Genomic DNA, 15416 nt, shown 5'->3' with positions numbered 1-15416 from the left:
CTCTGTCTTTGCTCTGACGGAGTGTGGGCGACCCGATGCGTCAGGTGAGCATGTAGGTGCAAATACCTGGTATGACTAGGAAGTTTCGCGTGGTTAACCGCGAGTGTTCGGAGGTGTGATGACCGGAAAGACCAACGTTGACCCGTTATCCGGCGTCACGTAGGAAAGTCCTCGGTAGGTGATGCTGATGCTGATCTCCGATGGATCGGCAATAACGAATGAACGGGTGGCGAGCATCGCAGCCGCCGTCTCGCAGGGGCTCACACGAGACGGCATCGCACCGGGGGATCGAATTCTCCTGGTCGCGCGGAACTCGCCGGATTTTGTCGCAGGATTCCTCGCCCTCGTCAACCTAAACATTTCCATCGTGATTGTGGACGCACATCAAACACGCGGTGAACTCGAGCGGATGGCAACTGTCTCGGGAACGAACATCGCACTGACGGATGACGCCACACCGCCACCGGCCGGTATGCGAACCATCGAGCTCGGCCGGCTGGTCTCAACGGTGCAGGATCCGCCTGTCCGGTCCCTCGACCTCAACCCCTGGACCGGCCGCCGCGACGCGCTGATCGCGTGGTCGTCCGGCTCGACCGGTCACCCCAAGGGCATCGTGCGCTCCGGCCGTTCGATCATCGCGAACACCGAGCGGACCTGTGCCCGGATGGCCTACACCCCCGAGGACGTGCTTCTGCCGCTCCTCCCCTTCTCCCACCAATACGGGATCTCGCTGGTCCTGACCTGGTTGATGAGCGACTGCTCGCTGCTCATCACCCCGTACGGCCGGCTCGACCGGGCCCTGCGGGCCGGCGCGGAAGCGGGCGCCACGTCCGTGGACGCGACGCCGTCGACGTACCACACGATCCTGAACCTCGGCGAGCGCCGCCCGGAGCTGCTGGCCGACCTGTCCCGTGTCCGCATGTGGTGTGTGGGCGGCGCGCCCCTGGATCCGACGCTCTCCGACAGGTTCCTCACCGAGGTCGGCCAGCCGCTGCTGGACGGCTACGGCAGCACGGAGGCCGGCAACATCGCGCTGGCCACGCCGGACAACCCGAACGGCTGCGGCCGCCCGCTGCCCGGAGTGGACGTGACGATCGTCGACGACGACGGCAAGGAACTGAGCGCCGGCCAGACCGGCGAGGTCGTCGTACGCTCCGCCGACCTGATGGAGGGCTACCTGCCTCTGGAGGAGGCGGCGGCGCCCCTGACCGAGCTGCGCACCAACGACCTGGGCCACGTCGACGCCGAGGGCAACCTCTACGTCGTCGGCCGCAAGTTCGCCGTCCACCGCCTCGGGCACACCATCTATCCGGAGGCCGTGGAACGCCGGGCGGCCGCCGTGCTGAACCGTCCGGTCGCGGTCGTCCCGGTGGAGGACGAGCGGCTGGGGTGCCGGCTCGTCTTCTTCGTGGCCGACGCCGGTGAACCGCAGCCCGCCGACTGGCGGGCCCGGCTCACCGCGCAGCTTCCCGCGCACGAAGGCCCCAACCAGGTCATCGTGCTCGACCGGATCCCGGTCACCGCCCGCGGCAAACCCGACATGGCGGCGTTGCGGCGGCTGGCGGCCACCGGCGGCGTCCAGGCGCCGGCGGGGACGTCGGCCATGATGCCGCCCGAGGAACGGGTGCGCGGCCTGCGGGCCGTGGAGGAGATGCTGCGGGACGACCCCCAGCCGGTCATCGACATCCTCACCGAGATCTCCCTGCACCGGTCGGTCATGGACGAGATCGACGCTTCCCGCGCCACCCTGGCCGGTGCGGTCGAGGAGATCCTCGCCAACGGACCGGCCAGAGTCCGCCGCCTGGCCGCGTTCATGCCGTCCAACGTCCTGCTCTACAGCTACGTCCTCTATCTCCTGGTGCCGGCGCTGTTCACCGAGCGGCTGACGGCCCGGCCGGCGAGCGTGATCGCCGATCAGCTCCACCGGCTGCACGCCCTCCTGGCACCCGTGCACAACCTGCCGATCGAGGTGGTCGAGGCCAGCCAGCGGGAGTTCGTCACCGGCCAGGTGGCCTCCGCCGACGTCGTCATCTTCACCGGCACGTACAAGAACGCCGAACAGGTCCGTGCCACGCTGCGCGACGAACAGCTCTTCGTGTTCTTCGGGCAGGGCGTCAACCCGTTCATCGTGGGGCCGGACGCGCAGGTCGGCCGGGCCGTACGGGATGCCATGCGGGTGCGTCTGCTCAACTCGGGCCAGGACTGCTACGGACCCGACGTCCTCTACGTCCACGACTCCGTCAAGGACAGCTTCGTCGACGGCCTCACCCAGGCGGTGAAGGCGGCCAAGTACGGCAGCAACACCGACCCCGAAGCCGACTACGGAAGCCTCTGGTACGACACCGCGGTCGAGGCCTCCGCCGACTACCTGCGCCGCAACCACGAGCACATCGTCGCCGGAGGCGCCATCGACTTCCGCACCAAACGCGTCGAACCCACCGTCCTGGTACGGGACTGGGCCCCGCGCGTGCCCATCGTGGAGTTCTTCGCCCCGATCTTCAACGTCGTCGGCTACTCCACGGCGCAGCAGGTGAGCCAGCACATCGACTCGCCCTTCTTCGCCGAACGGGCGATGGGCGCCATGGTGTACGACGGCGAGCCCGGCCTCGTCGACACCCTGCGCAAAAGGCACACCGTGGCCGTGAACAGCACGCTGATCGACGTCGACAACGGCAACCAGCCGTTCGGCGGGCACGGTGTCATGGCGGGCTACGTCATGCGCTACGGCAAGCGCTGGACCGGGCCCGCGCTCATCTCCCAGGTGGTCGCCGAGCACCTGACCACCACGCCACGTCTCGTCTGAACGCGAAAGGCAGTCTGCCCATGCCGATCCGCCATCCCCGACGCGTGGTCATCACCGGCGCGGGCGTCATCTCTCCCGTCGGCCAGGACGTCGACACGTTCTGGTCCAGCCTGCTCCAGGGCCGCAGCGGCATAGCGACGATCGACGCGTTCGACCCGGCCGGGCACAGCACCACGATCGCCGCACAGGTCCGCGACTTCGACCCTCTGGTGTACATGCCGCACAAGGTGAGCCGCAGGCTCGACAGCTTCGCCCAGTTCGGTCTGGCGGCGGCGGTCCAGGCGGCCGATGAGGCCAAGCTGCCGCAGGGCGGGGAGCTCAAACCCCGGCTGGGCGTCCTGGTCAGCTCAGGTTACGGAAGCAGCTGGCTGCAGCAGTCGCTCTACGGCCGCTTCGCCGAGCGTGGTCCCCGTGGCGTGCCGCCGTACGCGGCGGCGGCGCTGTCCGCCGACAGCCCGTCGGCGGAGATCGCCCTGCGCTTCGGGGCCGCGGGGCCCTCGGGCTCCATGAGCACGGCCTGCGCCACCGGCACCATGAGCGTCGGCGAGGCGGCCATGTGGATCAGGACCGGCCGGGCGGACATGGCGATCGCCGGCGGCTGCGACGACTCCATCACTCCCTTCGACATGGCGACCACCGGCATCACCGGCGCGCTGTCGCGGCGCAACGACGAGCCGGAACGCGCCTGCCGCCCCTTCGACCGGGACCGCGACGGCTTCGTCATGGGCTCGGGCGCGGCGGTGGTCGTCCTGGAGGAGGCCGAGCACGCCCTGCGCAGGGGCGCGGCGATCCAGGCGGAGGTCGCCGGCTACGCGGCCACGACCGACGCCTTCCATCCGACCGCGCCGCATCCCGACGGGCTGGGCGCGGCCACGGTGATGCGGCTCGCGCTGCGGGACGCCGGCATCGAACCGGACGGCATCGACTACATCAACGCGCACGGCACCGGGACGGTGCTCAACGACAGGATCGAGAGCCTGGCGATCCGCAACGTCTTCGGCGCGCGGGTGCCGCCGATCAGCTCCATCAAGGCGCTGACCGGTCACATGATCGGCGCCGCCGGCACCGCCGAGCTCATCGCCACCGTCAGGGCGATCGCGACCGGCCTCGTGCCGCCCACGTTCAACTGCGACGCGCCAGAGGACGAGGACCTCGACTACGTCCCGCACCACGTGCGCCGCATGGACGTGGGCGCCGCGCTGAGCAACTCCTTCGGATTCGGCGGTCACAACGCGGCCCTGGTGGTCCGCGCGTGGACGCCGTGAACTCGCTACCGGAAAGGGCAACGATGTCTGGACCCGTAAGTTCGCACAACGAGTGGGACCCGCTGGAAGAGGTCGTCGTCGGCGTGGTGGACGGCGCGATGCTGCCCGAGTGGAACGTGATCAACAAGGTCACGGTGCCGCCGGGGGAGTGGGACACGATCGAGGAGGTCAGCGGGGCGGACGGCACCCCCTATCCGCCCGAGATGATCGAGCCCGCCAAGGCCGACCTGGAACAGTTCGTCGACATCCTCCAGACGGCCGGGGTGCGGGTGCGCCGGCCCGACCCGATCGACTTCGCCGCCGGATTCTCCACCCCGTCCTGGCAGGTCGGGACCGGGTTCTGCGCGGCCAACCCGCGTGACGTCTTCCTGGTCATCGGCGATGAGATCATCGAGGCGCCGATGGCCGACCGGGGTCGGCAGTACGAGACCTGGCCCTACCGGCGGCTTCTGAAGGAATACTCCGCGGCCGGCGCCCGGTGGACCGCCGCGCCCCGCCCGCAGCTTCTCGACGACCTGTACGACGACGACTACCGCGTGCCCGAGCCCGGCGAGCCCATCGGCTTCGTCACCACCGAGTTCGAGCCGACCTTCGACGCCGCCGACTTCGTCCGGGCCGGGCGTGACATCTTCTGCCAGCGCAGCCACGTCACCAACCAGGCCGGCATCGACTGGCTGCGCCGCCACCTCGGCGACGACTACCGCATCCACGTGCTGGAGTCCCGCTGCCCGCAGGCCATGCACATCGACACCACGTTCATGCCGCTGGCCCCCGGCAAGGTGCTGGTCAACCCCGAGTTCCTCGACCTGGCCAGCCTCCCGCCGGTGCTGCGGGACTGGGACGTGCTCGTGGCGCCCGACCCGGTCCACACCGCCTCCAACCCGATCGGCGTGGTCAGCGGCTGGGTCAACATGAACGTCCTCATGCTCGACGAGCGCCGCGTGGTCGTCGAACGCAACCAGGAGCCCATGATCCAGGCGTTCAAGGAGTGGGGCTTCACGCCCGTTCCGTGCTCGTTCGAGTCCTACTACGCCTTCGCCGGATCCTTCCACTGCGCGACGCTCGACGTCCGGCGTGACGGCCCGCTCCGCTCGTACTTCCCGGCATGACCGACGGCCGTACCGTATTGATCACCGGCGCGGCGGGCGGGATCGGCTCGGTCACCGCACGGGCGCTGGCGGCCAAGGGCTTCCACGTCTTCGCCGGGGTACGCGACCCCGAGCGGGCCGTCACGGAGACCTTCGCCGACAGCCCGGAGGGGATCGAGCCGATCCATCTCGACGTCACCTCGCCCGATTCCGTCGAGGAGGCGGTGGCTAAGGTGCCGGGACCGGGGCGCCGCCTGGTCGGCGTGGTCAACGCGGCGACCGCCGAGTACCACGGCCCGCTCGAGATCCTGCCCATGGAGTTCGTCCGCCACGAACTGGAGGTCAACTACCTGGGCCCGCTCGCCGTGACCAGGGCGTTCACTCCGCAACTGCGCGCGACCGGCGGCCGGGTGGTGAACATCAGCAGCATCAACGGGCTGTGCGTGTTCCCCAGCATCGGCGCGAGCTGCGCGGCCAAGTACGCCCTGGAGGCGTCGTCGAACGCGCTGCGCATGGAGCTGCGCCGGTGGGGCATCCACGTGGTGCTCGTCAACCCGGGCGCGGTGCGCACCCCGCTCTGGCCGCGCTCGCTGCGCGCGTTCGAGTCCCTGCCGGACAAGGTGCACGCCGACCAGCTGCGCCTGTACTACCCGGCCTGGTCCCGCTCGGTCGAGCGGGCGCGGGTCGACCAGGACCGCATGCTGAAGCTGGCCGCCCATCCCACGCGGGTGAGCGAGGCCATCGTCCACGCCCTGACCTCGGCGCGGCCGCGCAGCCGCTACCTGGTCGGCTGGGACGCGCGAGTGCTCGCCATGGCTCGATGGATTCTGCCCACGCGGGCCTTCGACACTCTCGCCTCGTACACCTTCCGGGAATAGGACGACATGAAGGGCACGCAAAACCCGTGGGTCGTGCTGACGATTCTGTGCGCCAGCCTGTTCATCGTCGTCATCGACATCACGGTGCTCTACACCGCGCTGCCGCAGCTCTCGGCCGACCTCGGCCCGAGCTCGCAGCAGGTGCTGTGGATCGCCGACGTCTACTCCCTCGTCTGCGCGCCCCTGCTGCTCCCGTTCGCCGCCCTCGGTGACCGGTACGGCAGGCGGTCGATGCTCCTGTGGGGATACGCGGTGTTCGGCGTCGCCTCGCTAGCGGCGGCGTTCGCCCCGAACGTCGCGATCCTCATCACGGCCCGCGCGATCCTCGGACTCGGCGGCGCGATGATCATGCCGTCCACGCTCTCGATGATCAGGCAGGTGTTCACCGACCCGAAGCCGCGCGCGACGGCCCTCGGCGTGTGGAGCGCCGTCGCCGCGGGAGGCGCCATCGTCGGTCCGCTCGTCGGCGGCGCGCTCGTCGAATGGACCTGGTGGGGCGCGGTGTTCCTGATCAACGTCCCGGTCATGCTCGCCGCGATCCCGCTCACCCTGCTCCTGGTGCCGGAGTCGCCGCGGGCCGACTCGGGACGCTGGGACGCGCTGGGCGCGGTCCTGGCCACGGGCGGGGTGCTCAGCCTCGCCTTCGGCATCAAGACGGCCGGGCACGAGTCGCTGTTCGCCCCGACGGCCTCGGCGAGCTGGGCCGGCGCCGTGGTGCTGCTGTTGTGGTTCGTGCGCAGGCAGCTGCGCGCCGACCACCCGCTGCTCGAAGTACGGCTGTTCGCCAACCCCGCCTTCTCCACGGCGGCCGTGTCCATCCTGGTCACGTTCCTCGTGCTGGTGGGGCTGGAGCTGTTCTTCACCCAGTACCTGCAACTGGTCCTGGGGCTCGGGCCGCTGTCGGCCGCCTTGCGCATCCTGCCGATGAGCGTGACCAGCGTGCTCGGCAGCCTCGTCGGCGGACCACTCGTGGCCCGCTTCGGCGCGCCGCCGCTGGTCGCGGCCGGGCTGGTGGGCACCTCGGTGGCGCTGGCCCCCTTGGTGACGCTGTCCACCGCCGACCAGCCGTGGCTGACCGGCCTCTGCTTCGCGGCGATGGGCTTCTCGCTGTCCGTGGCGCTGACCGCGGCGTCCAACGCGATGATGAACGCCGTCGCCACCGAGCACGCCGGGCAGGCGGCGGCCGTCGAGGAGACCTCCTACGAGCTCGGCGGCGGGCTCGGGATCGCCGTCCTGGGCAGTGTCATGTCCGCCTCCTTCGCCGCCTGGTTTCCGCACGCGGGGGTGGTCAGGGACTCGGCCCTCGCCCTGCGCAGCGCGTACCCCCAGATAGCCGAGTCCGCCCGGGAGACGTTCGTCGCCAGTCTGCACCTGACCGTCATCGTGTCCGCGGCGCTCCTGATGATCACCGGGCTGGTCATCGTGGTCGTGCTTCGCCGACATCCCCGAACCGCCCCGAACCTAGGAGAAAAGCCATGACGAGCTCCGGCGCCGTGGACAAGTGGGGTTTCGAGACGTTCGCCCAGGTCCTTGAGGAGGGATCGGGCCTGATCGGTGAGCCGGCGATCGTGGACGGCATCACCGGCCCCAGCATCACGCAGAACGGCCGCACGCTGACGAACCTCGCCAGCATCAATCTCCTGAACATGCACCAGCGCACCGACCTGCGGCAGTGCTTCGCCGAAGGCGCCCACCAGTACGGCCTCACCACCGGCGGCTCCCGGATGACGCAGGGCGTGTGCCGCGCCCACCTGGAACTGGAACACGACGTCAGCCAGGCGACCGGCAAGGAACGCGCCCTCAGCTTCGCCACCGGCCTGCTGGCCAACGTGGGTTTCGTGCACGCCATGAGCCAGGACATCGACCTCGGCGCCGGAGTGCGCATGAACAACTCCGACTCGGTGTTCGTCCTGGACCGGGACTCCCACTGGAGTCTGTGGAAGGCGGTCGAGGGCCTGGGATACGGCAAACGTGTCTTCTTCTTCCGCCATAACGACCCGGACCACCTCGACCGCGTCCTCACCAAGGTCGGTGGCGGGGGCAAAGTGGTCGTCGTCATGGAGAGCGTCTACTCGGCCGACGGCACCATGGGCCCCATCCCCGCGCTCCTGGACCTGTGCGAGAAACACAACGCCATCAGCTTCGTCGACGACGCCAACGGCTTCATGATCTACGGCCCAGCCCACCGGCCCTTCGCCACCGAATACCAGCACATGCGCGAGCGGGCGGACTTCGTGATGATGTCGTTCTCCAAGGCGGTGGGCCTGGAGGGCGGGGCGATAGCCGGGCCGACGGCGGCGGTGCAGTCCTTCGAGCTCCTGTCGGGCACGTCGATGTTCACCGCCGCCATGCAACCGCCCACCGCCGTCACCGCCCGGGAGATCATCCGCCGGCTGAGCCGCGATCCGGAGATCGTCGACTCCTACCTGGCCAAGGTGACCGCGTTCCGCCGGCGATTGGCCGACATCGGCTGCGAGACCAGCGAGACGAGCACCTACATCGTCTCGGTCCCGGTCAACGACGACGACATCGCCGTGGAACTGCGGCAGGCGTTCCTCGACCACGGCTACCTCGTGCCCGTCTTCGTCTACCCGGCTGTCAAGCGCAACAAGGCCCTGCTCCGCCTGATCATCAGCGACGGCCACACCGAGGACCAGCTGGACGGCTTCCTCTCCACCCTGGCGACGCTCAAGGAGCAGTTCAAATTCTGATGTAACGCGTGTTACTTTCCTCTGGTGGACGAATGGGTGGTCTTGATCGTGCGGTTGCCCGCGCAGCCGTCCCGGCATCGGGTCGCGGTGTGGCGGGAGCTGCGCAAGGTGGGCGGGCTGTCGCTCGGGCAGGGTGTGTGGGCGGTGCCCCGGGTGCCGGTGTTCGCCGATGGCATCGAGCGGGCCGTACGACTGACCGGGCGCGCGGAAGGAGAGGTCGTGGTGCTGCACGCCGGCGGACGTGAGCCCGCCGACGCGGCCAGGTTCCGGGCGATGTTCACCGCCGCCCGCGAGGAGGACTGGGCGGAGTTCACGGCCGACTGCGGCAAGTACGAGGCGGAGCTGGACAAGGAGATCCGCACCGGCAAGTTCACCCTGGCCGAGCTCGAAGAAGAGGAGCAGAGCCTGGAACGGCTGCGCCGCTGGCACCGCGACCTGAAGGCCAGGGACGTGTTCGGCGCTCCGGGAGCCGGGCCCGCGGAGCACCGCCTGGCCGAGTGCGCCCGCCGCTTCGAGGACTACAGCGAGCGGGTCTTCGCCCACCTGCACGCCTTCGCCCCGAGCGAGGAGCCGTGACGCTCGCCGCGCCGCCCGTCTCCGTGAGGCGGACCTGGCCCCTGTACGCGGCCGGGTTCACCACCGCCTTCGGCGCCCACGGCATCGCCGCCAACCTCGGCCAGGGCGAGGCGGACCTGGTCAGGTCGGTGCTCTACCTGGGCCTGCTGCTCGCCCTGTACGACGGCGCCGAGGTGGTGCTCAAGCCGGTGTTCGGCGCGCTGGCCGACCGGATCGGCGCCCGGCCGGTCCTGCTCGGCGGGCTGGTCGGCTTCGCCGCGGCCTCCGCCCTCTTCGTCCTGGTACGCGACCCCGGCTGGTTGTGGGCGGCCCGGCTGGGCCAGGGCGCCGCCGCCTCGGCGTTCTCCCCGGCCGCCTCCGCGCTGGTGGCCCGGCTCAACCCGCGGGCCAGGCACGGGCGCGCGTTCGGCTCCTACGGCTTCTTCAAGAGCATCGGCTACACCGCCGGGCCCCTGCTCGGCGGCGCGCTGGTGTGGGCCGGTGGGCTGACGCTGCTGTTCGTGGTGCTCGCCGCGCTGGCCGCGGCGGTGGCGGTGTGGGCCTGGCTCGCGGTTCCGGTGGTGCCGCCCCTGCCCAGGGCCCGGCAGAGCGTCGTGGACCTGGTCACGCGGCTGACCGACGGCGCGTTCCTCCGCCCGGTGGCCGCGCTGGCCGCCGCGACGGCCGCCCTTTCCGTGGGGGTCGGGTTCCTGCCGCTGTCCGGAGCCACGGCCGGGCTGTCGCCGCTGGCCACCGGGGCGGCCGTCTCGGTCCTGGCCCTGTGCGCCGCACTCGTGCAGCCGTGGGCGGGGCGCGCCCTCGACTCCGGCCGCCTGACCACCGGCACTGGCGTCGCGGCCGGCCTGCTGCTCACCGCGAGCGGCCTGGCCGCCGCCATGCTGCCCGGCCTGCCCGGGTTGCTCCCGGCCGCCGCGCTGATCGGGGCCGGAACCGGACTGATCACCCCGCTCGCCTTCGCCGCCCTCGCCGCCGCGACCCCGCCGGAGCGGCTCGGCCAGACCATGGGCACCGCGGAGCTCGGCCGCGAACTGGGCGACGCGGGCGGCCCGCTGCTGGTCGCCGCCGTCGCCACCGCGGCCACGCTGCCCTGGGGCTTCGCCGTCCTCGCCGCGGCCACCGCGGTGCTGCCGCTCATCCTCCGCAGCTCCGGCAACAGACGATGATCACTGGAACCCCCATGTGTAGCCGATGCGGTCCTGAACCCGCTTCGCCCTCGGCTGGAAGGCGAGGTGGAACTTCTCGCCGCACTCGATGTCATCCACCGCAGCCCGCACCTCCTCCCGGAAGTACGGCTCCGCCTCCGCCCTGGTCAGGTTCGGGTAGTACCTGCGACCCGGCACCGGCTCGGCTTGCTGACGGCGTCCGAGGGCCCACAGCTGGTTGTTGACGGTCTGCCTGACCTGCCACTTGATCTTGCTCGGCCGTACGTCGCCGACCGGCCGGCCCCTGGCGGCCAGGCACGAGGCGTACTTCCGTGCCAGCCCGACCATGCGCGGATCGCCGTCGAACTCCTGGCTGAGGGCCGCGTCCAGGGCGTCGGTGATCTGCTTGTTCAGGTCGTCGTGGCTGGTCACCTTCCTGCCGAGGGCCCGGCCGGCCGCCCAGACATAACAGGTGCTCATGGCCTCCCGGTACGCCTTCTGCTGCGTGGGCGACAGGGCGTCGGCGAGCACGTCGTTGGAGTCCGCCTCGACGGCCAGCTTGGCGTCGACCGGGTCGACGAGCGGGGCGAAGATCCGGAAGCCGTACTTCTTGCGGTCGGCTACGACGGCGGGGTAGTCGCCGTCGTTCAACGGGTCCGGCGTGGGCGTGGCCACGGCCATGCGATACGTGAACCCGCGCCGCTTCATGCAGTCGGCGGTCAGGCTCTCCCGGAGGAGCTTGGGCGACGTCGGCGGCCGGGAGGGGACGGCCGGAGCCGGGGTACACCCGCTGAGCAGCACGGCCAGCGCGAGGGCGAGGACCGGATGACGATGGTTCGGCACCCGGAGATGCTGACATATCGTGCGAGGCTAAGGGAGGAGGGGGCGGGCGTCGCAGACCCAGCAGTCCTCCCGCCGCTCGAACGGGCTGGTCGCCGTCGTGAGGTCGAGCAGGTCCAGGCGGATCGTGGCGCCGAGGGCCGCGCAGGTGCCGGTTCCGGTCAGGTAGCGGATGGCCTCTCCGGCGACCAGGCCGGACACCGTGCCGCACAGCGGGCCGAACGACGGGGTCAGCCGTTCTGAGTTGGCCGGCGAGGGCAGGACGGCGGAGCCGTACCGGCCGGCGAAGTCTCGCCCCTGACAGGCCAGGCAGCCGGTCACGCCCGGCACCACCAGCGGCCCGACGAGTGCCACGTGCTGGGTGAAACCGCCCAGGATGAACGGCACGCGCGCCTTTACGCACGCCCGGTTGACCCAGCGTCTGATCCGCAGCTGGGGCCGGTCCACGGTGTTGACCACCAGGTCGGCGCCCGGCACGACGTCGACCAGGTCGCCGGCCCCGGTGATTCGCCGCTCGACCTCGGTGACCTTGACGTCGGGCGCGTGCTCGCGCAGGCGGGCGGCGGCGACCTGCACTTTCAGCGCGCCGACGTCCGCCGCTCGCCGTGGAACATGGACAGGAACAGCGCCTGGCGTGAGAGCCGTTCGTCGGCGGTGAGGGCCTCGACGTCGGCCGCGGTGACCAGGACGCGGGCGGCCAGGAGGCGCGCCACCGCGGCGTCGACTGTCCCCGGCGCGACGTCGTCGAGCAGGTCGCGCAGGGCGGAGACCTCGACCGGCTCGGCCGCGCAGGCCAGCAGCAGCCGCCGGAGCGGATCGCCCAGCTCGCGCGGGATCCGGCCGGTGGCCGGGAAGTCGCCGAGCCTGGCCCGGCCGGGGCCCGGGGATCTGGTGAAGACACAACCTCGCTAGTTAGATGAGCCTTACCTTATTCTCTGGGGATGAGCTCCTCTGAGATGCGTATGGTGACGACCGATGCCGAGCTCCGGGAGATCGTCAAGGAACCACATGCGGTCATCTGGGACAAGGACATCGCCCGCATCGACGAGCACGCGCGCACGATCATCGCGCACTCGCCGTTCGTGCTGCTGGCCACCTCCAACACCGACGGCACCTGCGACGTCTCGCCCCGCGGTGACCCCGCCGGATCGGTGCTGGTCCTCGACGACCACCGCCTCGTCCTCGCCGACCGGCCCGGCAACCACCGGCTCGACAGCTTCCGCAACATGCTGCTCAACCCGCATGCCGGACTGCTGTTCATCGTGCCGGGGATGAACGAGACGCTCCGGGTCAACGGGCGCGCCTCGCTGGTGGCCGACGCGCCGTTCTTCGACGACCTGGTCGTGAAGGGGAAACGGCCGCAGCTGGCCGTACTGATCGAGGTCGAAGAGCTGTACATGCACTGCGCCAAGGCGTTCCTGCGCTCCTCGCTCTGGAAGCCCGAGACCTGGCCGGACCGCAAGAGCCTGCCCACGCTCGGGCAGATCGCCAAGGACCAGATGAACCTCAAGGACGTCCCGGTGGCGGCGATCGACGAGGGACTCGCCCTGGACGCCCGGACGAACCAGTACTGACGCCCGTCACACCACCCTGTACGCCAGGTGGGTGACCAGGCCGGTGCCCCAGGGCGCGCCGACGGGTTCGAGGGCACGCTCACCGACGCCGTGCAGCAGCCGCTCGCCCCGGCCGAGGGTCAGCGGCGCGACGTGCAGGCGCAGCTCGTCGATGAGCCCCGCCGCCAGATACCTGTTCACCGTCTCGGCGCCACCCGCGACCGCGACGTCCCGGTCACCGGCCGCCGCACGCGCCTGGGCCAGGGCCGACTCGATCCCGTCGGTGACGAAGGTGTAGCTCGTGCCGCCCTTCATCGTCAGCGGCTCGCGCGGGTGGTGGGTCAGGACGAAGACCGGCGCGTGGTACGGCGGCTCGTCGCCCCACCAGCCCTTCCAGTCCAGGTCCCAGGCGCCGCGGCCGGGGCCGAACATGTTGCGGCCCATGATGAACGCGCCGGCCGCGGTGATGCCCTCGATCACCCTGGCGTGCTGCTCGGCCTCCTCGAACATCCACTGGTGCAGCCGGTCGCCCACGCCCTCGCCGAACGGGTTGTCCATGCTCTGGTGCGGCCCGGCCACGTAGCCGTCGAGTGACATCGACATGTCACAGATGACCTTGCTCATCGTGCTTACCTCCTGCGACTCTGGTGCGCTTTCACAGGAGGGTCGGAGCCGTCCGGGCGTCCTCTACATGTCCGCCGGAGAATTCCTGATGCTCTCGATGATCCTGGCGAAGCCCTCCTGGCCGTGGCCCGCGTCGATCTGGCGGCGGACGAGCGTCTGGACCATGCCGATCACCTCGGTGCTGACGCCCTGCTCGGCGCTGGCGGCCACGAGGTCGTTGAGGTTGGAGAACTCCAGGCTCTGCTGCCCGGCGACGGTGTAGTCGCCGCCGTCGACGACCGCGGCGAACCCCTGGAAGGAGCCGGTCATGGCGCTCAGCCAGGGCGCGGCCATGGACGCGAACTCACCCGCCGTCACCCCGGCCGGCGCGACCATGGCGGCGCCGTGCATGAACCCGGCGAACATCACGTACATGCCCGCGAGCAGGGCGAGGTCGTACAACGACGCCAGCCCGGCGTCCTCCCCGAAGTAGGTGCTCGTTCCCCACAGATCCAGCAGCGGCTTGTACCGCTCGAAGACCTCGGCGGAGCCGCTGTAGAGGATCGACGACCCCGGCTGCCCGATCATGTGCGGCACGGCCATGATCCCGCCGTCCAGGTACGCGATCCCGGCACGGTCCGCCCACTCGGCCAGCTCCCGCGACTGGGCCGGTGAGGTCGTGGTCACGTTGACCAAGGTACGGCCGGCCAGCTCACCGGCGAGCGGATCGAGCACCTCGTGGACCGACGCGTGGTCCAGCAGGCACGCGATCACCAGCGGGCCGGCGAGCACCGCGTCACCGGCGGTCGCGGCGTTCCGCGCGCCCAGGGCGACGAGGTCGTCCGCCTTGCCGGGGGAGCGGTTCCAGACGGTGGTCTGGTGTCCGGCCTTCACCAGCGCGCCCGCCAGAGCGCCGCCCATCGCCCCCAGCCCTAGCACGCTCACCTGGACGTTGTCCGTCATCTTGGGTCCCCCTTCGAGTTCGTCGTACCTGGCCAATCCTTTTCCACCACGGTTAGGGTTGACCAGTACCGACTATTTAGTGGGGTACCCACCCACAGGTAAGTACGTCAGAGGAGGGCGGATGGCGACATCAGCACGACGGGGCCCGTACTTCTGTGGCATCGACGCGGCGATGGACGTGGTCTCGGGTAAGTGGAAGTCGCTGATCCTCTGGGAGCTGAACAACTACGGCACCCGCCGCTTCGCCGAGCTCCGGCGCGGGCTGCCGGGCGTCAGCGAGAAGATGCTGATCCAGCATCTGCGCGAAATGGAGGAAGACGGTCTCGTCCACCGTGAGGTGTATCGCGAGGTGCCGCCGAAGGTCGAGTACTCGCTGACCGAGGACGGCGTCTCGCTCAACGCCGCCCTGAGCTCCCTGGGACGCTGGGGCACCGAACGCATCAAGCGGATCGGGGCGGAGAAGGTGGATCTGTCGCCCTAGCTCCCCATGCGTTCCTCAAGGATCGCCGTCATCTCCGTGGAGAGCTTGCCGAGCAGGCGGGTGAGGTCGGCGCGATCCTCCGGGTCCCAGGCGGCCATGGCGGTCTCGAAGAGCTCCAGGTTGACCCGCATGCAGACCTGGGCCACCTCGGTTCCGTGCGGAGTCAGCCAGATCCGCCAGGCCCGGCCGTCGTCGGGGTCGCGCACGCGTTCCAGCAGGCCCTGCCGTTCGAGCTTGGTGACGGTCCTGGTGACGTGCGGGCTCTCCACGTGCAGGGCGTGCGCGATCGCGCCGACCCGGCGCGGCTCGCCGGAGTCGAGCAGGTGGATCAGGACTTGCGCGTCCGGCTGATCGACCCGCATGCCGGCCGCCGTGCCCATCAGGTCCTGGGTCTTGGCGCGCTTGAGCGTCGACACGACGCTGCGGAAGGCGGCGACGGTGGAAGCGAGATCCTGGTCCATCTATTTGCTTACCTAACTTACGTATGTATTATCGCTTCTCAGTTACTTACCC

The 15416-nt window shown here is 70.2% G+C and carries 16 protein-coding genes; 10 read left to right on the top strand and 6 right to left on the bottom strand.

The features are described from left to right. Positions 1-181: 181 nt before the first annotated feature. Genes HNR40_RS09695 through HNR40_RS09660 form a run of 8 tightly spaced genes read left to right on the top strand, consistent with a single transcriptional unit; the run spans position 182 to position 10484 of the window. The gene (locus HNR40_RS09695; protein WP_312896297.1) at positions 182-2803 is read left to right on the top strand and encodes an aldehyde dehydrogenase family protein; all 2622 of its coding nucleotides are present in this window, start codon (positions 182-184) and stop codon (positions 2801-2803) included. Positions 2804-2823: 20 nt separating this feature from the next. Next, the gene (locus tag HNR40_RS09690; protein WP_184959947.1) at positions 2824-4068 is read left to right on the top strand and encodes a beta-ketoacyl-[acyl-carrier-protein] synthase family protein; all 1245 of its coding nucleotides are present in this window, start codon (positions 2824-2826) and stop codon (positions 4066-4068) included. Positions 4069-4091: 23 nt separating this feature from the next. Continuing rightward, on the top strand, positions 4092-5177 hold the full coding sequence (locus tag HNR40_RS09685; protein ID WP_184959946.1) for an amidinotransferase: 1086 nt from the start codon (positions 4092-4094) through the stop codon (positions 5175-5177). After that, positions 5174-6034 (top strand): SDR family NAD(P)-dependent oxidoreductase, encoded by an 861-nt coding sequence (locus tag HNR40_RS09680; protein WP_184959945.1) that lies wholly within the window; start codon positions 5174-5176, stop codon positions 6032-6034. The genes HNR40_RS09685 and HNR40_RS09680 overlap by 4 nt, the downstream gene beginning before the upstream one ends. Positions 6035-6040: 6 nt before the next feature. Continuing rightward, positions 6041-7513: an MFS transporter gene (locus HNR40_RS09675; protein ID WP_184959944.1), complete on the top strand. Its 1473-nt coding sequence runs from the start codon at positions 6041-6043 to the stop codon at positions 7511-7513. Next, on the top strand, positions 7510-8745 hold the full coding sequence (locus HNR40_RS09670) for an aminotransferase class I/II-fold pyridoxal phosphate-dependent enzyme (protein ID WP_184959942.1): 1236 nt from the start codon (positions 7510-7512) through the stop codon (positions 8743-8745). The genes HNR40_RS09675 and HNR40_RS09670 overlap by 4 nt, the downstream gene beginning before the upstream one ends. A 24-nt stretch (positions 8746-8769) precedes the next feature. After that, complete coding sequence (locus HNR40_RS09665; RefSeq protein ID WP_312896260.1) at positions 8770-9321, top strand: Chromate resistance protein ChrB; 552 nt, start codon at positions 8770-8772, stop codon at positions 9319-9321. After that, positions 9318-10484: an MFS transporter gene (locus HNR40_RS09660; protein WP_184959940.1), complete on the top strand. Its 1167-nt coding sequence runs from the start codon at positions 9318-9320 to the stop codon at positions 10482-10484. Before HNR40_RS09665 ends, HNR40_RS09660 begins: the two co-directional genes overlap by 4 nt. On the opposite strand, the gene HNR40_RS09655 is transcribed toward HNR40_RS09660, so the two are convergent. Genes HNR40_RS09655 through HNR40_RS57115 form a run of 3 tightly spaced genes read right to left on the bottom strand, consistent with a single transcriptional unit; the run spans position 10485 to position 12016 of the window. Continuing rightward, a complete protein-coding gene (locus HNR40_RS09655; RefSeq protein ID WP_184959938.1) occupies positions 10485-11306 on the bottom strand; it encodes a hypothetical protein in 822 nt (273 codons plus the stop codon). It abuts the gene before it with no gap. Between the two features lie 27 nt (positions 11307-11333). Beyond that, the gene (locus HNR40_RS57120) at positions 11334-11879 is read right to left on the bottom strand and encodes a HesA/MoeB/ThiF family protein (RefSeq protein WP_184959936.1); all 546 of its coding nucleotides are present in this window, start codon (positions 11877-11879) and stop codon (positions 11334-11336) included. Positions 11880-11881: 2 nt separating this feature from the next. Beyond that, positions 11882-12016, bottom strand: a complete 135-nt coding sequence (locus HNR40_RS57115) for a hypothetical protein (protein WP_312896259.1) — start codon at positions 12014-12016, stop codon at positions 11882-11884. Between the two features lie 228 nt (positions 12017-12244). Here HNR40_RS57115 and HNR40_RS09645 point away from each other — a divergent pair, with 228 nt between their 5' ends. After that, complete coding sequence (locus HNR40_RS09645; protein WP_184959934.1) at positions 12245-12877, top strand: pyridoxamine 5'-phosphate oxidase family protein; 633 nt, start codon at positions 12245-12247, stop codon at positions 12875-12877. 6 nt (positions 12878-12883) lie between these two features. Here the strand turns inward: HNR40_RS09645 and HNR40_RS09640 are convergent, their stop codons facing one another. Together HNR40_RS09640 and HNR40_RS09635 are read right to left on the bottom strand one after the other, a co-directional pair. Then, positions 12884-13480: a dihydrofolate reductase family protein gene (locus tag HNR40_RS09640; protein WP_184959932.1), complete on the bottom strand. Its 597-nt coding sequence runs from the start codon at positions 13478-13480 to the stop codon at positions 12884-12886. A 63-nt stretch (positions 13481-13543) separates the two neighbouring features. Then, positions 13544-14422, bottom strand: coding sequence for an NAD(P)-dependent oxidoreductase (locus HNR40_RS09635; RefSeq protein ID WP_184959930.1), 879 nt, complete (start codon positions 14420-14422; stop codon positions 13544-13546). A gap of 121 nt (positions 14423-14543) precedes the next feature. On the opposite strand from HNR40_RS09635, the gene HNR40_RS09630 reads away from it, so the two are divergent. After that, positions 14544-14903 (top strand): winged helix-turn-helix transcriptional regulator, encoded by a 360-nt coding sequence (locus HNR40_RS09630; protein ID WP_184959929.1) that lies wholly within the window; start codon positions 14544-14546, stop codon positions 14901-14903. On the opposite strand, the gene HNR40_RS09625 is transcribed toward HNR40_RS09630, so the two are convergent. Further along, on the bottom strand, positions 14900-15364 hold the full coding sequence (locus HNR40_RS09625) for a MarR family winged helix-turn-helix transcriptional regulator (protein WP_184959928.1): 465 nt from the start codon (positions 15362-15364) through the stop codon (positions 14900-14902). The two genes, HNR40_RS09630 and HNR40_RS09625, sit on opposite strands and share 4 nt — an antisense overlap. Between the last annotated feature and the right edge of the window lie 52 nt (positions 15365-15416).

This window comes from Nonomuraea endophytica (assembly GCF_014203235.1).
Lineage (GTDB): Bacteria > Actinomycetota > Actinomycetes > Streptosporangiales > Streptosporangiaceae > Nonomuraea > Nonomuraea endophytica.
This window is presented reverse-complemented; position numbering and strand designations above follow the sequence as displayed.